This window comes from Streptomyces sp. NPDC007901, assembly GCF_042959465.1.
In the GTDB taxonomy this organism is placed as follows: domain Bacteria; phylum Actinomycetota; class Actinomycetes; order Streptomycetales; family Streptomycetaceae; genus Streptomyces.
Genome location: NZ_JBIBKW010000004.1, coordinates 535,296 through 550,247, shown reverse-complemented (window position 1 = coordinate 550,247; position 14,952 = coordinate 535,296). Strand labels below are relative to the sequence as shown.

The window sequence follows — 14,952 nt, the reverse complement described above, 5'->3', positions numbered from 1 at the left end:
GAATGTCCGTGCGGAATGCAAGGTCAGGATCCGAGGCAGGGGAATTCAGAAATGCGACAGGGTACCCGTAAGGGCCTTATGACAGTGGCCGCGGCGACCGGCGTGATCGCCGCGGCAAGCGGATACGCCCACGCCGACTCGGGGGCGGTCGGCTCCGCCGCCGACTCACCCGGCGTGCTCTCCGGCAACACGGTGCAGGCGCCGGTGCACGTGCCGGTGAACGTCTGCGGCAACACCGTGAACGTCGTCGGCGTCCTCAACCCGTCGATGGGCAACAAGTGCGCCAACCATGGCGGCGGGGGCGGTGTTTCGGCGGGCCACGGCCACGGCGGAGACCACGGTGGCTACGGCGGTCCCGGTGGCTACGGCGGCCACGGGGGTCACGGCGGCCACGGGGGCCACAGTGGCCACGGGGGTTCGCACGCCGGGGGACAGGCCACAGGTTCGCCCGGTGTCGGCTCGGGCAACACCGTGCAGGCGCCGGTCGACGTTCCGGTCAATGCGTGCGGCAACAGCGTCGACGTCATCGGCGTCGGCAACACCGCCGTGGGCAACGAGTGCGCCAACGACGGGGGTTCCGGACACATCGGGCACCCGGGGTACCCGGGGCACCCAGGGTCTCCCGGCGGTGGTCACCCCACGCAGCCGCCCGGCCATGGCGGGTACGGCACGCCTCCTGGGCACGGCGGCCACGGCAGCACACCGCCCGGGAAGCCGGGGAACCCCGGAACGCCGGGCCGGCCGGGGCACCCGGGGACTCCGGGACACCCGGGCACGCCCCCCGCTCACTCCGGGAGCAGGACCGTCCCGACCGGTGCCCACGGCGCCACCCTCGTCGGCCCGCTGGGCAGCGCCTCCGTGAGCCAGCCCGTCACGGCCGGGCAACTCGCGCACACCGGCAGTGACCTGCCGCTGGGCCTCGTGGCCCCGGCGGGCGTCGGCGCGCTGCTCGCGGGCGCGGTGCTGTACCGCAGGGCGCGCGCCGCGGCGTAGCGCACGGACGGTGACGCACCGGCACCGGTGCGTGGTACGGAACGGGCCCCGTCGACACGGGGCCCCTTCCGTCAGTCGGCCAATCTCACCATGTGGCACGCACCTGGCGGATGATCCGCCGGCGCAACCGCACCCTGCGGCTGCCGTCGCGCATGAGGCTCAGTCGGTCCAACTCCCAGTGTCCGTACTCGGCATGGTCCGTCAGCAGACGTGTGGCGTCCTTGCGGGAGACCCCGCGAGGTACGTACACGTCGACAAATTCGTATTCCGGCATCGCATCTATTGTGCGGGCTGGTGCCCGGTACGGATAGCGTCTGCACTATGTCTGATGCTGCGCAGCCCACCGCTGCCGAGGTACGCGCCGCCGCCGAGGCGGTCAAGACCGCGCTCGACCGCCATCTGGCCGCGGTCGAACGCAGGTCGGGGGAGGACGACCCGGCTGTCTACGAGGCGTTCAACCAGCTGGCCGCGGCCGCCGAGGTCTACGACGAGCTCCTTTACGACCGCTACGACGAGGTCACGCCCTTCGAGATCCCCGGTACGGACGACTCGCTGCCCCCGTACGCGGGCCCCGAGGAGCCGAACGCGATCAGCGTGCTGATCCGCCGCGACTACGCCGTGGCGGAGCCGCAGCGGCTGCTGGCGCAGGCCCAGCGGGTCGAGGCGGCGGAGTACGACGACGGCCCGGGCACGGACGCGGACGCCGCCGGCACGATCCACGGAGCGCTGGGGATCCTGTTCGGCGAGTTCGAACCGGACGAGATCGCCTCCCGGCACAAGGAGTTCGGCCTGGAGGAGGGCGACTCCACGCTGTGGGTGACCGCGGCGGACGAGCCGGCCGAGCCCGGGGAGTGGCTGGAGACACCGTTCGAGGCGGTCGACCCGCAGCGGGTGGTGTGCCGGTTCGACGTCAGCGCGGTCTTCGACGACGAGGACACCGACGACGCCGAGGACGCCGACGAGCTGGAGGAAGTCGACCTCGACGAGGACGAGGACCTGGAGCCGCTGGACGCCGAGCGCTGACCCCGTGGCCGGCCGCGGTGCCTTCCGCGAGGTTCAGGCGGGAAGGCACCGCAGGCCGGAGCCGTGGCGGCTGATCGTCGTCGCGGCGGGGAGGCCGGTCAGTTCGCTGCCGGGACCTGGGTCCTGAGCAGCAGCGGCAGACGGGTGGTGCGGGGCTTCGGCAGGGTCTCGGCCACCGCCTTCGGCAGGGCCTGTTCCACGCCGTGGACCACCGACAGATGGCGCTCGGCCCGGCTGAACGCCGTGTACACCCAGGGGCGGCTGAGGGCCGGGGCCGCGTCACCGGGGAGGACCACGACCACCGCCGGCCAGCGGCTGCCCGCCGCCTGGTGGGCGGTGAGCGCCCAGCCCTGCCGGACGGACTGCTCCACCCGCTCCTTCGGTACGACGAGGGGCACGCCCGCGCACGACAGGTGCAGCCCGTCGGCGTCCGCCTTCACCACCTGGCCCGGGACCGTGCGGCCCGGCGCGGGGGAGTAGGCGATCCGGTCACCGGGGTCGAAGCCGCCGAACCGGCCGGGGCCCGGATTGAGCCGTTCCTTGAGCGCCGGGTTGAGGGCGCGGGTGCCCGCCGCTCCGCCGTGGCCCGGGGTGATCACCACGGTTTGTTCGGCGGGGACGCCGATCGCACGCGGCACCGAGTCGGCGACCAGCTGCACCGTCCGGTGCACCGCCTCGCCCGCGTCCCGCACCGGCACGATCACCAACTCCTTGCCGGGCGCCTCGACCTGGGTGAGTTCACCGACGCCGATCCCGGAGACCAGCTCCCCGAGCGGGCCGGGGTCGGGCGTGCGGGACGCGATCTGCGGGCACACCCGGGCCGCCAGCAGGTCGGCGAAGACCCGCCCGGGCCCGGCCGACCACAGCACCGCCGGATCCCCGCTCAGCACCAGCCGGGCTCCGTCGGGCAGCGCCTCCACGAGCATGGCCGCGCCCTCCACGTCCAGCTGGGGCGCGTCCAGCACGATCAGCAGGTCGAGGTCGAGCGCCCCGTCCGCGTCCCGGCCGGGACCCTCGGCGCCGGAGAGCAGACCGGCGACCGTCCCGACGGCTCGCTCACCACCGTCCTCCAGCAGCGCCGCCAGCCGCCGGCGTCCCTCGGACGTGTGGGTGACGGCGCAGGCGCGCAGCCCGGCGGTCCGGGCGGCGGCCAGCAGCGCCGCGGGTTCGGCGCGGGCCGCCTCCCCGCCCGTGTGCAGCACCAGGCCGTGCCCGGCGACCGCCCGCACCAGCTCGGCCGCACCGCCGGAGGCGGCCGCCGCGGCCTCCTCCCAGCGCTCCGAGGCGTCCTTGGCCAGGGAGTTGACCAGCCGGGCCAGGCCGTCGGCGAGGCTCTCCTCGGCCAGTGCGTACCGCTCCAGAGCGATCAGGACCCGGACCGGGCGTTCCTCCTCGCCGTCCTCGGGTTCGGGAGCGCCCGGATCCAGGGCGTCCTGGAAGACCAGCGCCTCGCCCTCGGCGATCACGTCCTGTACGGCCGCCTCCGGGTCGGGCACCGCCTGCTGGGCCAGCGCGGCGGTGAGCGCCGGCATCTCCAGCGCGGTGTGCCCGGCCACCGCCGCCTGTTCGAGGAGCCAGCCGGTCACCGCCCGGCCGCGCCGCTCGTCGTCCGGACCGCACTCCGCGCCGAGCAGTGCCCGGGCGAACCCGTCGGCCTGGTCCGGCCGGACACCGGTGACCCGGAGCAGCTGCCAGGGGTCCTCCCGGAGCAGGGCGTCGGCCCCCTCGCCGAGGGCGGCGGCGACCTGGGGCGCGAGCGACTCGGGCGCGCCGCCCTCGGCCAGGATCCCCCGTACCGTCGCGATCGTCTCCGTGGCGGGTGCCGCGGCGGCCGGTGCGGGCTGGGGCCGGCGGACGGCCTCCGGGGCGGGGGCCGCCGGGCGCGGCGCCGGATCCGGGGCGGCGAACACGGTGGTCGCCGGCTTCTCGCCGCCCTCCACCGCGCGGATCGCCGCGAGCAGGTCGGCCGCCTTGCCGCTGAGCTTGGCGCCGCTCTCGACGGGCCCCCTCCGCTCGGCCTTCCGCCGCTCGATCCGCTCCCGCTCGAGCCGCTGAGCGGCCAACTCGGCCTCGGCCTCGGACCGCTGGGGCGCGTCCGCGGAGCCGGACCCACCGGCCTCCGCGGAGCCGGAGGCGGCCTCTTCCTGAACCCCGCCCGCTCCACCGACGCCGTCCGGACCGCCGCCCTCGGCAGCCGGGGATTCGCTCGCTCCGGCCGGCCCGGCGGTGAGGTCTCCGTCCCCCGCCGTCCCCCCGGCCGTGGTTCCCTCGTCGTCGGCCTCGGGCCCTGTGCCCAGCCCCGGCTCCGTGCTCACAGCGTGCTCCAGTCGTGATCGGGATAGCGGTGCACGGGCGCCGACACGTCGTCGAGCGCCCGGCAGATCTCGTCAGGAAGCGTAAGGGCCTCCACTGACAATGCCGCGACGAGCTGCTGCGCGTTGCGCGCGCCGACGATCGGCGCGGCCACGCCCGGCCGGTCCCGCACCCAGGCGAGCGCGACCTGGAGCGGGGTCACCGCGAGCCCGTCGGCCGCCGTCTGCACGGCGTCCACGATCCGGGCCGCCGTGTCGTCGAGGTACGGCGCGACGAACGGCGCGAGATGCTCGGAGGCGCCGCGCGAGTCCGGGGGAGTGGCATTGCGGTACTTCGCGGTCAGCACACCCCGGCCCAGCGGCGAGGACGGCAGCAGGCCGATGCCCAGGTCCAGCGCCGCCGGCAGCACCTCGCGTTCGACGCCCCGCTGGAGCAGCGAGTACTCCAGCTGCGTGGAGGCCAGCCGGGTACGCGTGCCGGGCGCCGCGAGCTGCCAGGTCGCCGCCTTCGCGATCTGCCAGCCGCAGAAGTTGGAGACCCCGGCATACCGGGCACGGCCGCTGCCGACGGCCAGGTCGAGGGCCTGGAGGGTCTCCTCCAGCGGGGTGTCCGGGTCGTAGGCGTGCACGTGCCAGACGTCGACGTAGTCGGTGCCGAGGCGGGCGAGGGAGGCGTCGAGCGCGGCGAGCAGATGGCCGCGGGAGCCGTTGAAACGGCGGTCGGGGTCGGGGACGCTGCCCGCCTTCGTCGAGATGATCAGGTCCCGGCGTGGCACCAGGCCTTCTATGAGCTGTCCGAGCAGGTACTCGGCCTCTCCGTCGCCGTACACGTCCGCGGTGTCGACGAGGGTCCCGCCGGCCTCCCAGAACGCCTTCAGCATGTCCGCGGCGTCGTGCTCGTCGACGTCCCGGCCCCAGGTGAGGGTGCCGAGTCCGATTCTGGACACGCGCAGGCCGGTACGGCCGAGATGCCTCTGCTCCATGACCGCGAGATTACTGGCCAGAGTTGGTGCGTTGGGTTGCCTGTGGATAACCGATTTCCCCAGGGTGACCGGAGGTTGCGGCCCCCACGGCCCGCGGTCGGACGAGAACCGGTCCCCCGCGCGGAAAATCTCCACGCTAAGGTCTCTCGCAACAGCGACGTTACTGATCGGTAAGGGGTACGGCCATGCAACTCGGGATCAACCTCGGCTACTGGGGCGCCGGGATGGACGGGGACAATCTGGCCGTGGCACAGGAGGCCGAGCGGCTCGGGTACGCCGTGTGCTGGGCCGCCGAGGCCTACGGCTCCGACGCCGCCACCGTGCTCAGCTGGGTCGCCGCCCAGACCGAGCGCATCGACGTCGGCTCGGCCATCTTCCAGATCCCGGCCCGGCAGCCCGCCATGACGGCGATGACCGCCGCGACGCTCGACTCCCTCTCCGGCGGCCGTTTCCGGCTCGGCCTCGGCGTCTCCGGACCGCAGGTCTCCGAGGGCTGGTACGGCGTGAAGTTCGACAAGCCGCTGTCCCGCACCCGCGAGTACGTGGAGATCGTGCGCAGGGCGATGAGCCGGGAGCGGCTCTCGTTCGAGGGGGAGCACTGGACGCTGCCGCTGCCGGGCGGCCCGGGCAAGCCGATCAAGCTGACCGTGCACCCGGAGCGCGAGCACATCCCCGTCTACATCGCCGCCATCGGGCCGAAGAACCTGGAGCAGACCGGCGAGATCGCCGACGGCGCGCTGCTGATCTTCCCCTCGGCCGAGCACCTGGAGGAGACGGCCGTCCAGTACCTGCGCGCGGGGCGGGAGAAGGCCGGCAAGACCCTCGACGGGTTCGACATCTGCCCGACGCTGCCGCTCGCCGTCGGCGACGACAAGGACGTGGCCACGCTCGCCGACACCTTCCGCCCGTACACCGCGCTGTACGTCGGCGGCATGGGCAGCCGCAAGCAGAACTTCTACAACCAGCTCGCCCGGCGCATGGGATACGAGCAGGCGGCCGCCGAGGTCCAGGACAAGTACCTGTCCGGGGACAAGAACGGGGCCGCGGCCGCCGTACCGCACGACCTGATCGACCAGACCACGCTGCTCGGGTCCGTGGACCGGATCGCCGACCGGATGAAGGCGTACGCGGCCGCCGGGGTCACCACGCTGTCCCTCGCCCCCGCCGGCTTCACCCTGGACGACCGGCTCGCCTCACTGCGGGCCGGCGCCGAGGCCGTGGAGCGCGCCGGACTCGCGTAGCCACGGCGTACGCGCCCCGTACGCCGGAGAAGTCCGCGGCCGTGGTGGGGGCTCGGGGGTCTTCCCCGCCACGGCCGTCACGCAGAACAACGCGCCCGTGCCCGCGCGGTTACGCCCCCGGCGTGACGCGGGGGCTCCTCCTTTGGGACGAGTTCGCCCGCACAGCTGTTGCCGCCCCTTCGATGCGGCATTTGACTCGTTCTTTGCGGGTTTGGTGAGTCCTCCGGAGAGGTGCCCACGATGCTTTCGGCCAGGAGTCTGTTCCAGGAGATCCTCGACAACGACGCGTCCTTCCGGCTCTTCTGCTCCGTCGCGGCCGGCGGCGAGTCGCAGGGCGGCTGGGAGAACGGGCGGATCGCCGCGCTGGTGCCGCCCGGCGAGCGCGACCTCGCCCCCAAGATCGCCCGCCACGGCGCCGACGAGGACAAGCACGGCCGGATCTTCGACGCCCTGCTGAAAAGGCGCGGACTCACCCCCGTCCCGGTGCCGCCCGACACCGACTACACGATGCTCCTGGAGCGGCACGGCATCGGGCTCGCCCACGAGCGGCTCAGGGTCGACCGGCCGCTCACCACGGCGGACATCGTCACCTATCTCGCCCACAGCCGGGTCACCGAACAACGTGCCTCGGAGCAGATGGATCTGCTGCGCCGGCACTTCGCGGATCACCCGGAGGTGGGCCGCGCGGTGCACATGATCTCCGGTGACGAGGACAACCACCTCGCCTACTGCCACGAGGAACTGCTGCGCCTCGCCGCCGCCGGGCACGGCCGCGCCATCCAGCGCACCCTGCGGGCCTGCGCCCTCGCGGAGATCAGGATCTACCGGGACGTCAGCCTGGCCGTCATGGCCCACATGGGCCGCATCCTCGGCTGGCCGAGGGCGAGGTCCGCGCTCCTCGCGCTCGGCATCCACGCCGTCTACGCCTACGAACGCATCCTCGGCTGGCGCCGCATGGTCTCCCTGCGGATGCCCGAGCGCAGGAACGCCCTCGGCGGCCCCGCCACCCCCGCAGCGGAGTACGCCTGAGCGCGGCCGGTCGCGTCACATCCAGCCGCGGCGCTTGAACAGCCGGTACAGCACCGTCTCCAGGAAGGCCATGACCAGGATCACGGCCGGGTACGACCAGTACCAGTGCAGCTCGGGCATGTGGGCGAAGTTCATGCCGTAGATCCCCGCGATCATCGTGGGCACCGCCGCCATGGCCGCCCACGCGGAGATCTTCCGCATGTCGTCGTTCTGCCGGACGCTCATCTGCGCGAGATGGGCGCCGAGGACGTCCGACACCAGCCGGTCCAGCCCCTCCACGCTCTCGTTCACCCGCAGCAGATGGTCGTTGACGTCCCGGAAGAACGGCCGGGCCTCCGCGTGCACGAAGGGCACCGTCACCCCGCTGCCGTACGGGCCCACTCCCGCCAGCTTGGTCATGGGCAGCGCCAGCGGCACGGTCGCCCGGCGGAACTCCAGGATCTGCCGCTTGAAGGTGTAGATCCGCGAGGCGGTGTGCCGGGAGCCGCCGCCGCTCGGCGAGAACACCTCGGTCTCCAGCTCCTCCAGGTCGTTCTGCAACTCGGTCGCAACCGCCAGGTAGTTGTCGACGACCGCGTCGGAGATCGAGTGCAGCACCCCCGTCGGCCCGTGCTTGAGCATCTCGTGCTGCTCCTCCAGATGCCGCCGGATGTCCCCGAGCGGCGACGGCGTCCCGTGGCGCACGGTGACCACGAAGGAGTCCCCGATGAAGAGCATCAGCTCCCCGGAGGTCACCGTGTCGCTCCTCGGCTCGTACGTCACCGGCTTCAGGACGACGAACAGCGAGTCGTCGTACACCTCCAGCTTGGGCCGCTGGTGGGCGGTCAGGGCGTCCTCGACGGCCAGCGGATGCAGCCCGAACTCGTCGGTGACCAGGTCGAACTCGCGCTCCGTCGGCTCGTAGAGGCCGATCCACAGGAAGCTGTCGCCCCGCGCGCGTGCCTCCGCGAGGGCGTCGGAGAAGTCCTGCGGGGTCTCCGTCCGCTCCCCGTCCCGGTAGATGGCACAGTCGACGATCACGGAGAGTATTGTCCCGTCGCCCGGCCGTCGGTGCACTCCGGCGTGCGCCTACCCTGGGCCGCATGCCCACGCTGATCCTCGTAAGGCACGGACGGTCCACCGCCAACACCTCCGGGGTGCTCGCCGGCTGGACGCCGGGCGTCGCCCTCGACGAGCGCGGGGCCGCCCAGGCCGCCGCCCTGCCCGGCCGGCTCGCCGGGCTGCCGATCTCCGAGGTCGTCACCAGCCCGCTGCAGCGGTGCCAGGAGACGATCCGCCCCCTGCTGGACGCCCGGCCGCAACTCACCGCGCACACCGACGAGCGGATCGGGGAGGCCCACTACGGCGACTGGTCCGGACGCAAGCTCGCCGAACTCAAGGACGAGCCGCTGATGGAGGTCGTCCAGGCCCATCCGTCCGCCGCCGCCTTCCCCGGCGGCGAGTCCATGCGGGCCATGCAGACCCGGGCCGCCGAGGCGGTGCGCGAGTGGAACGCGCGCGTGGAGCGCGACCACGGCCCCGGCGCGGTCTACCTCATGTGCTCGCACGGTGACATCATCAAGTCCCTCGTCGCGGACGCGCTCGGCCTGCATCTCGACCTCTTCCAGCGGATCTCCGTAGAACCGTGTTCCATCACGGCGATCCGTTACACCCGCCTCAGGCCGTTTCTCGTTCGTCTCGGGGACACCGGGGATTTCGCCTCCCTTGCCCCCCAGGAGGAACCTCCCGGGGAAGACGCCCCGGTCGGTGGCGGCGCCGGCGCGCCGTGATCGACAAGCGCAGTAGGGTGAAGCGATCCACGTAAGCGACCGCACAGGTCGCGTCGTCGCCCCCGAACCCACGCACCCTCGATTCCCATGGAGACAGGACGTGTCCCGTCAGGTGTTCCTCTACGATCCGCCGGACCGCTTCGTCGCGGGCACGGTGGGACTGCCCGGACGCCGTACGTTCTTCCTCCAGGCCACGGCCGGCCCCCGGACGACCAGCGTGGCCCTGGAGAAGACCCAGGTCGCCGCGCTCGCCGAACGCATGGACGAACTGCTCGACGAGGTCGTGCGCCGCAGCGGCGGCAACGCGGCCGTGCCCGCCGTCGCGCCCACCGAGATCAGCGACAGCGCTCCCCTCGAAACCCCTGTCGAGGAGGAGTTCCGGGTCGGCACCATGGCGCTCGCCTGGGACGGCGAGGAAGAGCGCATGATCGTCGAGGCCCAGGCCCTCGTGGAGCTGGACGCCGACTCCGAGGAGGACCTCGCCGAGGCCGAGGAACGGCTCCTCCAGGACGAGGAGAACGGGCCCCCGATGCTGCGGGTCCGGCTGACCGGCGCGCAGGCCAGAGCCTTCTGCAAGCGCGCCCTGGACGTCGTCAACGCCGGGCGGCCGCCGTGCCCGCTGTGCAGCCTCCCGCTCGACCCGGAAGGACACGTATGTCCGCGCCAGAACGGATACCGCCGCGGAGCGTGACCGCCGCCGAGCTGCTCGCCCACGGTGAGCTGAAGGTGCGCGGCCGCATCCGCGACGCCTCCAACGCGGCGCTGTTCTGCACGGTCGCGCACGACGGCGAGGAGGCGTCCTGCGTCTACAAGCCGGTCGCCGGGGAGCGCCCGCTGTGGGACTTCCCCGACGGCACCCTCGCCCAGCGCGAGGTCGCCGCCTACGAGGTCGCCCGCGCCACCGGCTGGGACCTGGTCCCGCCCACCGTGCTGCGCGACGGCCCGTACGGCGAGGGCATGGTCCAGCTCTGGATCGAGGTCGCCCCCGACGCCGCCGACCTGCTCGCCCTGGTGGACGCCGAGGAGCCGGAGCCCGGCTGGAAGGCCATCGGGTTCGCCGACGTCGGCGAGGGGAAGACCGCGCTGCTCGTGCACGCCGACGACGAGCGGCTGCGCCGGCTCGCCGTCCTGGACGCCGTGATCAACAACGCCGACCGCAAGGGCGGCCATCTGCTGCCCACCGCCGACGGCCGGCTCTACGGCATCGACCACGGCGTCACCTTCAACGTCGACAACAAGCTGCGCACCCTGCTGTGGGGCTGGGCGGGCGAGCCGCTGGCCGCCGACGCCGTCGAGGTCCTCGAAGGGCTGCGTACGGCCCTGGGCGGGGAACTGGGCACCCGGCTGGCCGAGCTGATCACCACGGCCGAGCTGGACGCCACCCGCGCGCGGGTCGACGCCCTGCTCACGGCGGGGAAGCACCCGGAACCGAGCGGGGAGTGGCCCGCCATCCCCTGGCCGCCCGTCTAGGCACATCTCCCGCGCAAGATCAAGAGTGCCTTCCCGGTCATCTGGCCTGGCCCGGTTCGTATACCGAACTCGGGTCCGGTTACGCTCATGTACATGCATGCCTGGCCCGCTTCCGAGGTCCCCGCCCTGCCTGGTCAGGGCCGCGACCTGAGGATCCACGACACCGCGACCGGCGGTCTGGTCACCCTTGACCCCGGTCCCGTCGCCCGTATCTATGTCTGCGGCATCACGCCGTACGACGCGACCCACATGGGGCACGCGGCGACCTACAACGCGTTCGACCTCGTTCAGCGCGTGTGGCTCGACACCAAGCGGCAGGTGCACTACGTCCAGAACGTGACGGACGTCGACGACCCGCTGCTGGAGCGCGCGGAGCGGGACGGCGTCGACTGGGTCGCCCTCGCCGAGAAGGAGACCACCCTCTTCCGCGAGGACATGACCGCCCTCCGGATGCTGCCGCCGCGGCACTACATAGGCGCGGTCGAGGCCATACCCGGCATCGTGCCGCTGGTCGAACGGCTCCGCGACCTCGGCGCCGCCTACGAGCTCGACGGCGACATCTACTTCTCCGTCGAGTCCGACCCCCACTTCGGCAAGGTCTCCAACCTGGACGCGGCCGCCATGCGGCTGCTCTCCGCCGAACGCGGCGGCGACCCGGACCGCCCCGGCAAGAAGAACCCCGTCGACCCGATGCTGTGGATGGCGGCCCGCGAGGGCGAGCCCAGCTGGGACGGCGGCTCCCTCGGCCGCGGCCGCCCCGGCTGGCACATCGAGTGCGTGGCCATCGCCCTCGACCACCTCGGCATGACCTTCGACGTCCAGGGCGGCGGCTCCGACCTGGCCTTCCCGCACCACGAGATGGGCGCCTCGCACGCCCAGGTGCTCACCGGCGAGTTCCCGATGGCCAAGGCGTACGTCCACGCCGGCATGGTCGGACTCGACGGCGAGAAGATGTCCAAGTCCAAGGGCAACCTGGTCTTCGTCTCCCGGCTCCGTCACGACGGCGTCGACCCGGCGGCCATCCGCCTCGCCCTCCTCTCCCACCACTACCGCAGCGACTGGGAGTGGACCGACCAGGTCCTGGCCGACGCCGTCACCCGCCTCGACCACTGGCGCGCCGCCGTCTCCCGCCCCGACGGCCCGCCCGCCGAGCCCCTGGTGGAGGAGATCCGCGAGGCCCTCTCCAACGACCTGGACGCCCCGGCGGCCTTGGCGGCCGTGGACCGCTGGGCAACCCTCCAGCAGTCGGAGGGCGGCACGGACACGGGCGCACCGGGCGTCGTATCGCGAGCGGTGGACGCCTTGCTGGGCGTGGCCTTGTAAGCGAACGCCAGCACCCCCGCGTCCCAAAGGGGCGCGGGGCTGTGTGAATGTACGGCTTCGCCGCGTGAGCGCGCTCAACCACAACTCACCCGCAGGTGTCACACCACGCACACGCCCCAACTGTCGAAGCATGTGATGGGCTACACCGGTCAGTTGACCGACCGGACGGAAGCCCCCACGTGCCCCACCCTTAAGCCGACGCCGACTGCTCACCTTCGGTGCCTTGGTATCCGCCCCCACGCCCGAGCGGCTGCACCCACCTCCATAGCCCTCCCCAACGGCCGGCAACCGGAGGGCATCGCGCCGACCTCCGCACCGGCACCGGCAAGGTGATCTCCACCGGCCCCGGCACCCCCGCCGTCGGCCTCAAACTCGACCCCCGTGGACGCCTGTTCGTCGCCGCGCGCGGCGACGGCGCCCGCGTCGTCGACGCCCGCAGTGGCGAGACCCTGGCCACCTACCCCCTCGCCGCCGCCACCCCCACCTTCGCCAACGACGTCGTGCTGACCCCGCGCGCCGCCGACGTCGTACGGCTGCCGCTGACCGGCGACTGGGCGCAGTCGGCCGACGGCGCGATCAACGCGAACGGCATCGCCCGCTCCCCCGACGGCTCCGCGCCCCTCGTCGTCCAGGCCGGGGCCGGCCTGCTGCTCCTCGGCCGCACGCTGTACGTCGTACAGAACCAGCAGAACGCGATCGACGTCTTCGCGCTCGCCCGACGGGCGCACCGGGGTGTTCCGGCGACACGACGTACTCCGTCACCGCGGTCGACGCCTGAGCCACGACACGAAGAAGGGGCGGTACGCGTCACGCGTACCGCCCCTGTTCAGTCCTCGGACTCCGCCGTCGGATTCAGTCCTCGGAGGTGTCCTCGCCGTCCGGACCGTCGGAGGCACCGGCCTCGCCGGCATCCCCGGAGTCGCCGGAATCCCCGGCATTGCCCGCGGCGCCGGGCGTGTCGGGCTTCGGCGGGCGGGGCGGCCGGGTCCGGCCGCTCGGGCTGTCCCGCAGGTAGGACGTGCTGTCGCTGCCGTCCGCCGTGGCGTGACCGCCGGGCGGGCTGCCCGGTGCGCCGCCGTCCCGCCGTCGCAGATAGCGCTCGAACTCACGGGCGATCGCCTCGCCCGACGCCTCCGGCAGCTCGGCGGTGTCCCGGGCCTCCTCCAGCGTCTGCACGTACTCGGCGACCTCGCTGTCCTCGGCCGCCAGCTGGTCCACGCCGACCTGCCAGGCGCGCGCGTCCTCGGGGAGCTCGCCCAGCGGGATCCGCAGGTCGAGCAGGTCCTCCAGGCGGTTGAGCAGGGCCAGGGTGGCCTTGGGGTTGGGCGGCTGGGAGACGTAGTGCGGGACCGCGGCCCAGAGCGAGACCGCGGGGACGCCCGCGTGCGTGCAGGCTTCCTGGAGGACGCCGACGATGCCCGTCGGGCCCTCGTACTTGGTCTCCTCCAGGTCCATCCGCTGGGCCAGGTCCGCATCGGAGGTCACTCCGCTGACCGGCACCGGACGCGTGTGCGGGGTGTCACCGAGCAGGGCGCCCAGGACGACCACCAGCTCGACGCCCAGCTCATGGGCGAACCCGAGCAGCTCGTTGCAGAACGAGCGCCAGCGCATGGACGGCTCGATGCCTCTGACCAGCACCAGGTCCCGCGGCTTCTCGCCGCCGACCCGGACCACCGACAGCCGTGTCGTCGGCCAGGTGATCTTGCGCACGCCCGCGTCCATCCACACCGTGGGGCGGTTCACCTGGAAGTCGTAGTAGTCCTCGGCGTCGAGTGCCGCGAACACCTCGCCCTTCCACTCCCGCTCCAGATGCGCGACCGCGGTGGAGGCGGCGTCGCCGGCATCGTTCCAGCCTTCGAACGCGGCCACCATGACTGGGTCGATCAGCTCGGGAACCCCCTCCAGCTCGATCACCCAGTGCCTCCTTCCGACGTGCCCTCGCGTACGCCCCAACCTTACGGCGTCGGGCGGGGGCGCCCGCAGCCCCCTTGCACGGGGGAGTGAACGGATCACTGCCCCGTTCGCGGCCCTCGAACACCCCCGGTTTCAGGAAGCCGGAAAGCGCTTCACCGGACTTCACCGGGCTTCACAGACTGCTGCGCAGCCACTGCTCCACGCTCGCGATGTGCACGGTCGCCCAGGAGCGGGCCGCTTCCGAGTCCCGGTCCCGCAGCGCGGCCAGGATCGCCCGGTGCTCGCGCAGGGTCCGGGCGACCGCGTCCTCCTGGGTCAGGCCGCGCCAGATCCGCGCCCTGGTGGTCGGCCCGGAGAGGCCGTCGAGGAGCGAGCACAGCACCGAGTTCCCGGAGCTCTGCACGATGCCCCGGTGGAACTCCAGGTCGCAGGCGACCAGTTCCTCCACCGAGGGCGCGCCGCCGAGCGCGTCCAGCTGGGCGGCGAGCGCGTCCAGTTGCTGCTCGCTGATCCGGGAGGCCGCCATCGCGGTCGCGGCGGGCTCCAGGATCCGGCGCACCGCGAGGAACTCCAGGACGGTGTCGTCGCGGTGGAAGTCGACGACGAAGCTCATCGCCTCGAGCAGCAACTGCGGGTCCAGGCTGGTCACATACGTGCCGTCGCCCTGCCGTACGTCCAGGATCCGGATCAGCGACAGGGCCCGCACCGCCTCCCGGAGCGAGTTGCGGGACAGGCCGAGTTCGGAGGCGAGCTCGCTCTCCTTGGGCAACCGGTCCCCCGGGCGCAGCGCACCGGAGACGATCATGTCCTTGATCTTCTCGATCGCCTCATCGGTGACTGCCATACCGGCCTCCCTGTCGCTCAGACATCCGATGTCTCAGCCCCATTATGCGAC

Annotated in this window: 15 protein-coding genes; 8 read left to right on the top strand and 7 right to left on the bottom strand. The window is 72.7% G+C overall.

What is annotated here, in order from left to right; translation table 11 throughout:
• Window positions 1-51 precede the first annotated feature (51 nt).
• The gene (locus ACFZDK_RS17135) at window positions 52-993 is read left to right on the top strand and encodes a chaplin family protein (protein WP_390973237.1); all 942 of its coding nucleotides are present in this window, start codon (window positions 52-54) and stop codon (window positions 991-993) included.
• A gap of 85 nt (window positions 994-1,078) precedes the next feature.
• Here ACFZDK_RS17135 and ACFZDK_RS17130 read toward each other — a convergent pair whose 3' ends face one another.
• Window positions 1,079-1,267, bottom strand: coding sequence for a DUF5703 family protein (locus ACFZDK_RS17130; protein WP_007380901.1), 189 nt, complete (start codon window positions 1,265-1,267; stop codon window positions 1,079-1,081).
• Between the two features lie 47 nt (window positions 1,268-1,314).
• Between ACFZDK_RS17130 and ACFZDK_RS17125 the strand changes: the two genes are divergently transcribed.
• Entirely contained in the window at window positions 1,315-2,016 is a 702-nt protein-coding gene (locus tag ACFZDK_RS17125) for a hypothetical protein (RefSeq protein ID WP_390973235.1), read from the top strand.
• Window positions 2,017-2,114: 98 nt separating this feature from the next.
• On the opposite strand, the gene ACFZDK_RS17120 is transcribed toward ACFZDK_RS17125, so the two are convergent.
• Both ACFZDK_RS17120 and ACFZDK_RS17115 read right to left on the bottom strand, forming a co-directional pair.
• The gene (locus ACFZDK_RS17120; protein WP_390973234.1) at window positions 2,115-4,331 is read right to left on the bottom strand and encodes an ATP-binding domain-containing protein; all 2,217 of its coding nucleotides are present in this window, start codon (window positions 4,329-4,331) and stop codon (window positions 2,115-2,117) included.
• On the bottom strand, window positions 4,328-5,311 hold the full coding sequence (locus ACFZDK_RS17115) for an aldo/keto reductase (protein ID WP_390973232.1): 984 nt from the start codon (window positions 5,309-5,311) through the stop codon (window positions 4,328-4,330). The genes ACFZDK_RS17120 and ACFZDK_RS17115 overlap by 4 nt, the downstream gene beginning before the upstream one ends.
• A 185-nt stretch (window positions 5,312-5,496) precedes the next feature.
• On the opposite strand from ACFZDK_RS17115, the gene ACFZDK_RS17110 reads away from it, so the two are divergent.
• A complete protein-coding gene (locus tag ACFZDK_RS17110) occupies window positions 5,497-6,552 on the top strand; it encodes an LLM class F420-dependent oxidoreductase (RefSeq protein ID WP_390973230.1) in 1,056 nt (351 codons plus the stop codon).
• A 240-nt stretch (window positions 6,553-6,792) separates the two neighbouring features.
• Window positions 6,793-7,581 (top strand): ferritin-like domain-containing protein, encoded by a 789-nt coding sequence (locus tag ACFZDK_RS17105; protein WP_390973229.1) that lies wholly within the window; start codon window positions 6,793-6,795, stop codon window positions 7,579-7,581.
• A 15-nt stretch (window positions 7,582-7,596) separates the two neighbouring features.
• Here the strand turns inward: ACFZDK_RS17105 and corA are convergent, their stop codons facing one another.
• A complete protein-coding gene (corA, locus tag ACFZDK_RS17100; protein WP_390973227.1) occupies window positions 7,597-8,601 on the bottom strand; it encodes a magnesium/cobalt transporter CorA in 1,005 nt (334 codons plus the stop codon).
• 62 nt (window positions 8,602-8,663) lie between these two features.
• Here corA and ACFZDK_RS17095 point away from each other — a divergent pair, with 62 nt between their 5' ends.
• From ACFZDK_RS17095 to mshC, 4 genes are all read left to right on the top strand, one after another.
• Window positions 8,664-9,350 carry an MSMEG_4193 family putative phosphomutase gene (locus ACFZDK_RS17095; protein WP_390973225.1) on the top strand — a complete coding sequence of 229 codons (687 nt, stop codon included), beginning with the start codon at window positions 8,664-8,666 and terminating at the stop codon, window positions 9,348-9,350.
• Window positions 9,351-9,450: 100 nt separating this feature from the next.
• Window positions 9,451-10,041: a DUF3090 family protein gene (locus tag ACFZDK_RS17090; RefSeq protein ID WP_390973223.1), complete on the top strand. Its 591-nt coding sequence runs from the start codon at window positions 9,451-9,453 to the stop codon at window positions 10,039-10,041.
• Complete coding sequence (locus ACFZDK_RS17085) at window positions 10,005-10,820, top strand: SCO1664 family protein (RefSeq protein WP_390973221.1); 816 nt, start codon at window positions 10,005-10,007, stop codon at window positions 10,818-10,820. Before ACFZDK_RS17090 ends, ACFZDK_RS17085 begins: the two co-directional genes overlap by 37 nt.
• A 93-nt stretch (window positions 10,821-10,913) precedes the next feature.
• Window positions 10,914-12,143 carry a cysteine--1-D-myo-inosityl 2-amino-2-deoxy-alpha-D-glucopyranoside ligase gene (gene mshC, locus ACFZDK_RS17080; RefSeq protein ID WP_390973220.1) on the top strand — a complete coding sequence of 410 codons (1,230 nt, stop codon included), beginning with the start codon at window positions 10,914-10,916 and terminating at the stop codon, window positions 12,141-12,143.
• 457 nt (window positions 12,144-12,600) lie between these two features.
• Here the strand turns inward: mshC and ACFZDK_RS17075 are convergent, their stop codons facing one another.
• From ACFZDK_RS17075 to ACFZDK_RS17065, 3 genes are all read right to left on the bottom strand, one after another.
• Window positions 12,601-12,735, bottom strand: a complete 135-nt coding sequence (locus ACFZDK_RS17075; protein ID WP_390973218.1) for a hypothetical protein — start codon at window positions 12,733-12,735, stop codon at window positions 12,601-12,603.
• Window positions 12,736-12,995: 260 nt separating this feature from the next.
• Entirely contained in the window at window positions 12,996-14,057 is a 1,062-nt protein-coding gene (locus ACFZDK_RS17070; RefSeq protein WP_390973217.1) for a PAC2 family protein, read from the bottom strand.
• A gap of 172 nt (window positions 14,058-14,229) precedes the next feature.
• Complete coding sequence (locus ACFZDK_RS17065; protein ID WP_390973216.1) at window positions 14,230-14,901, bottom strand: FCD domain-containing protein; 672 nt, start codon at window positions 14,899-14,901, stop codon at window positions 14,230-14,232.
• Between the last annotated feature and the right edge of the window lie 51 nt (window positions 14,902-14,952).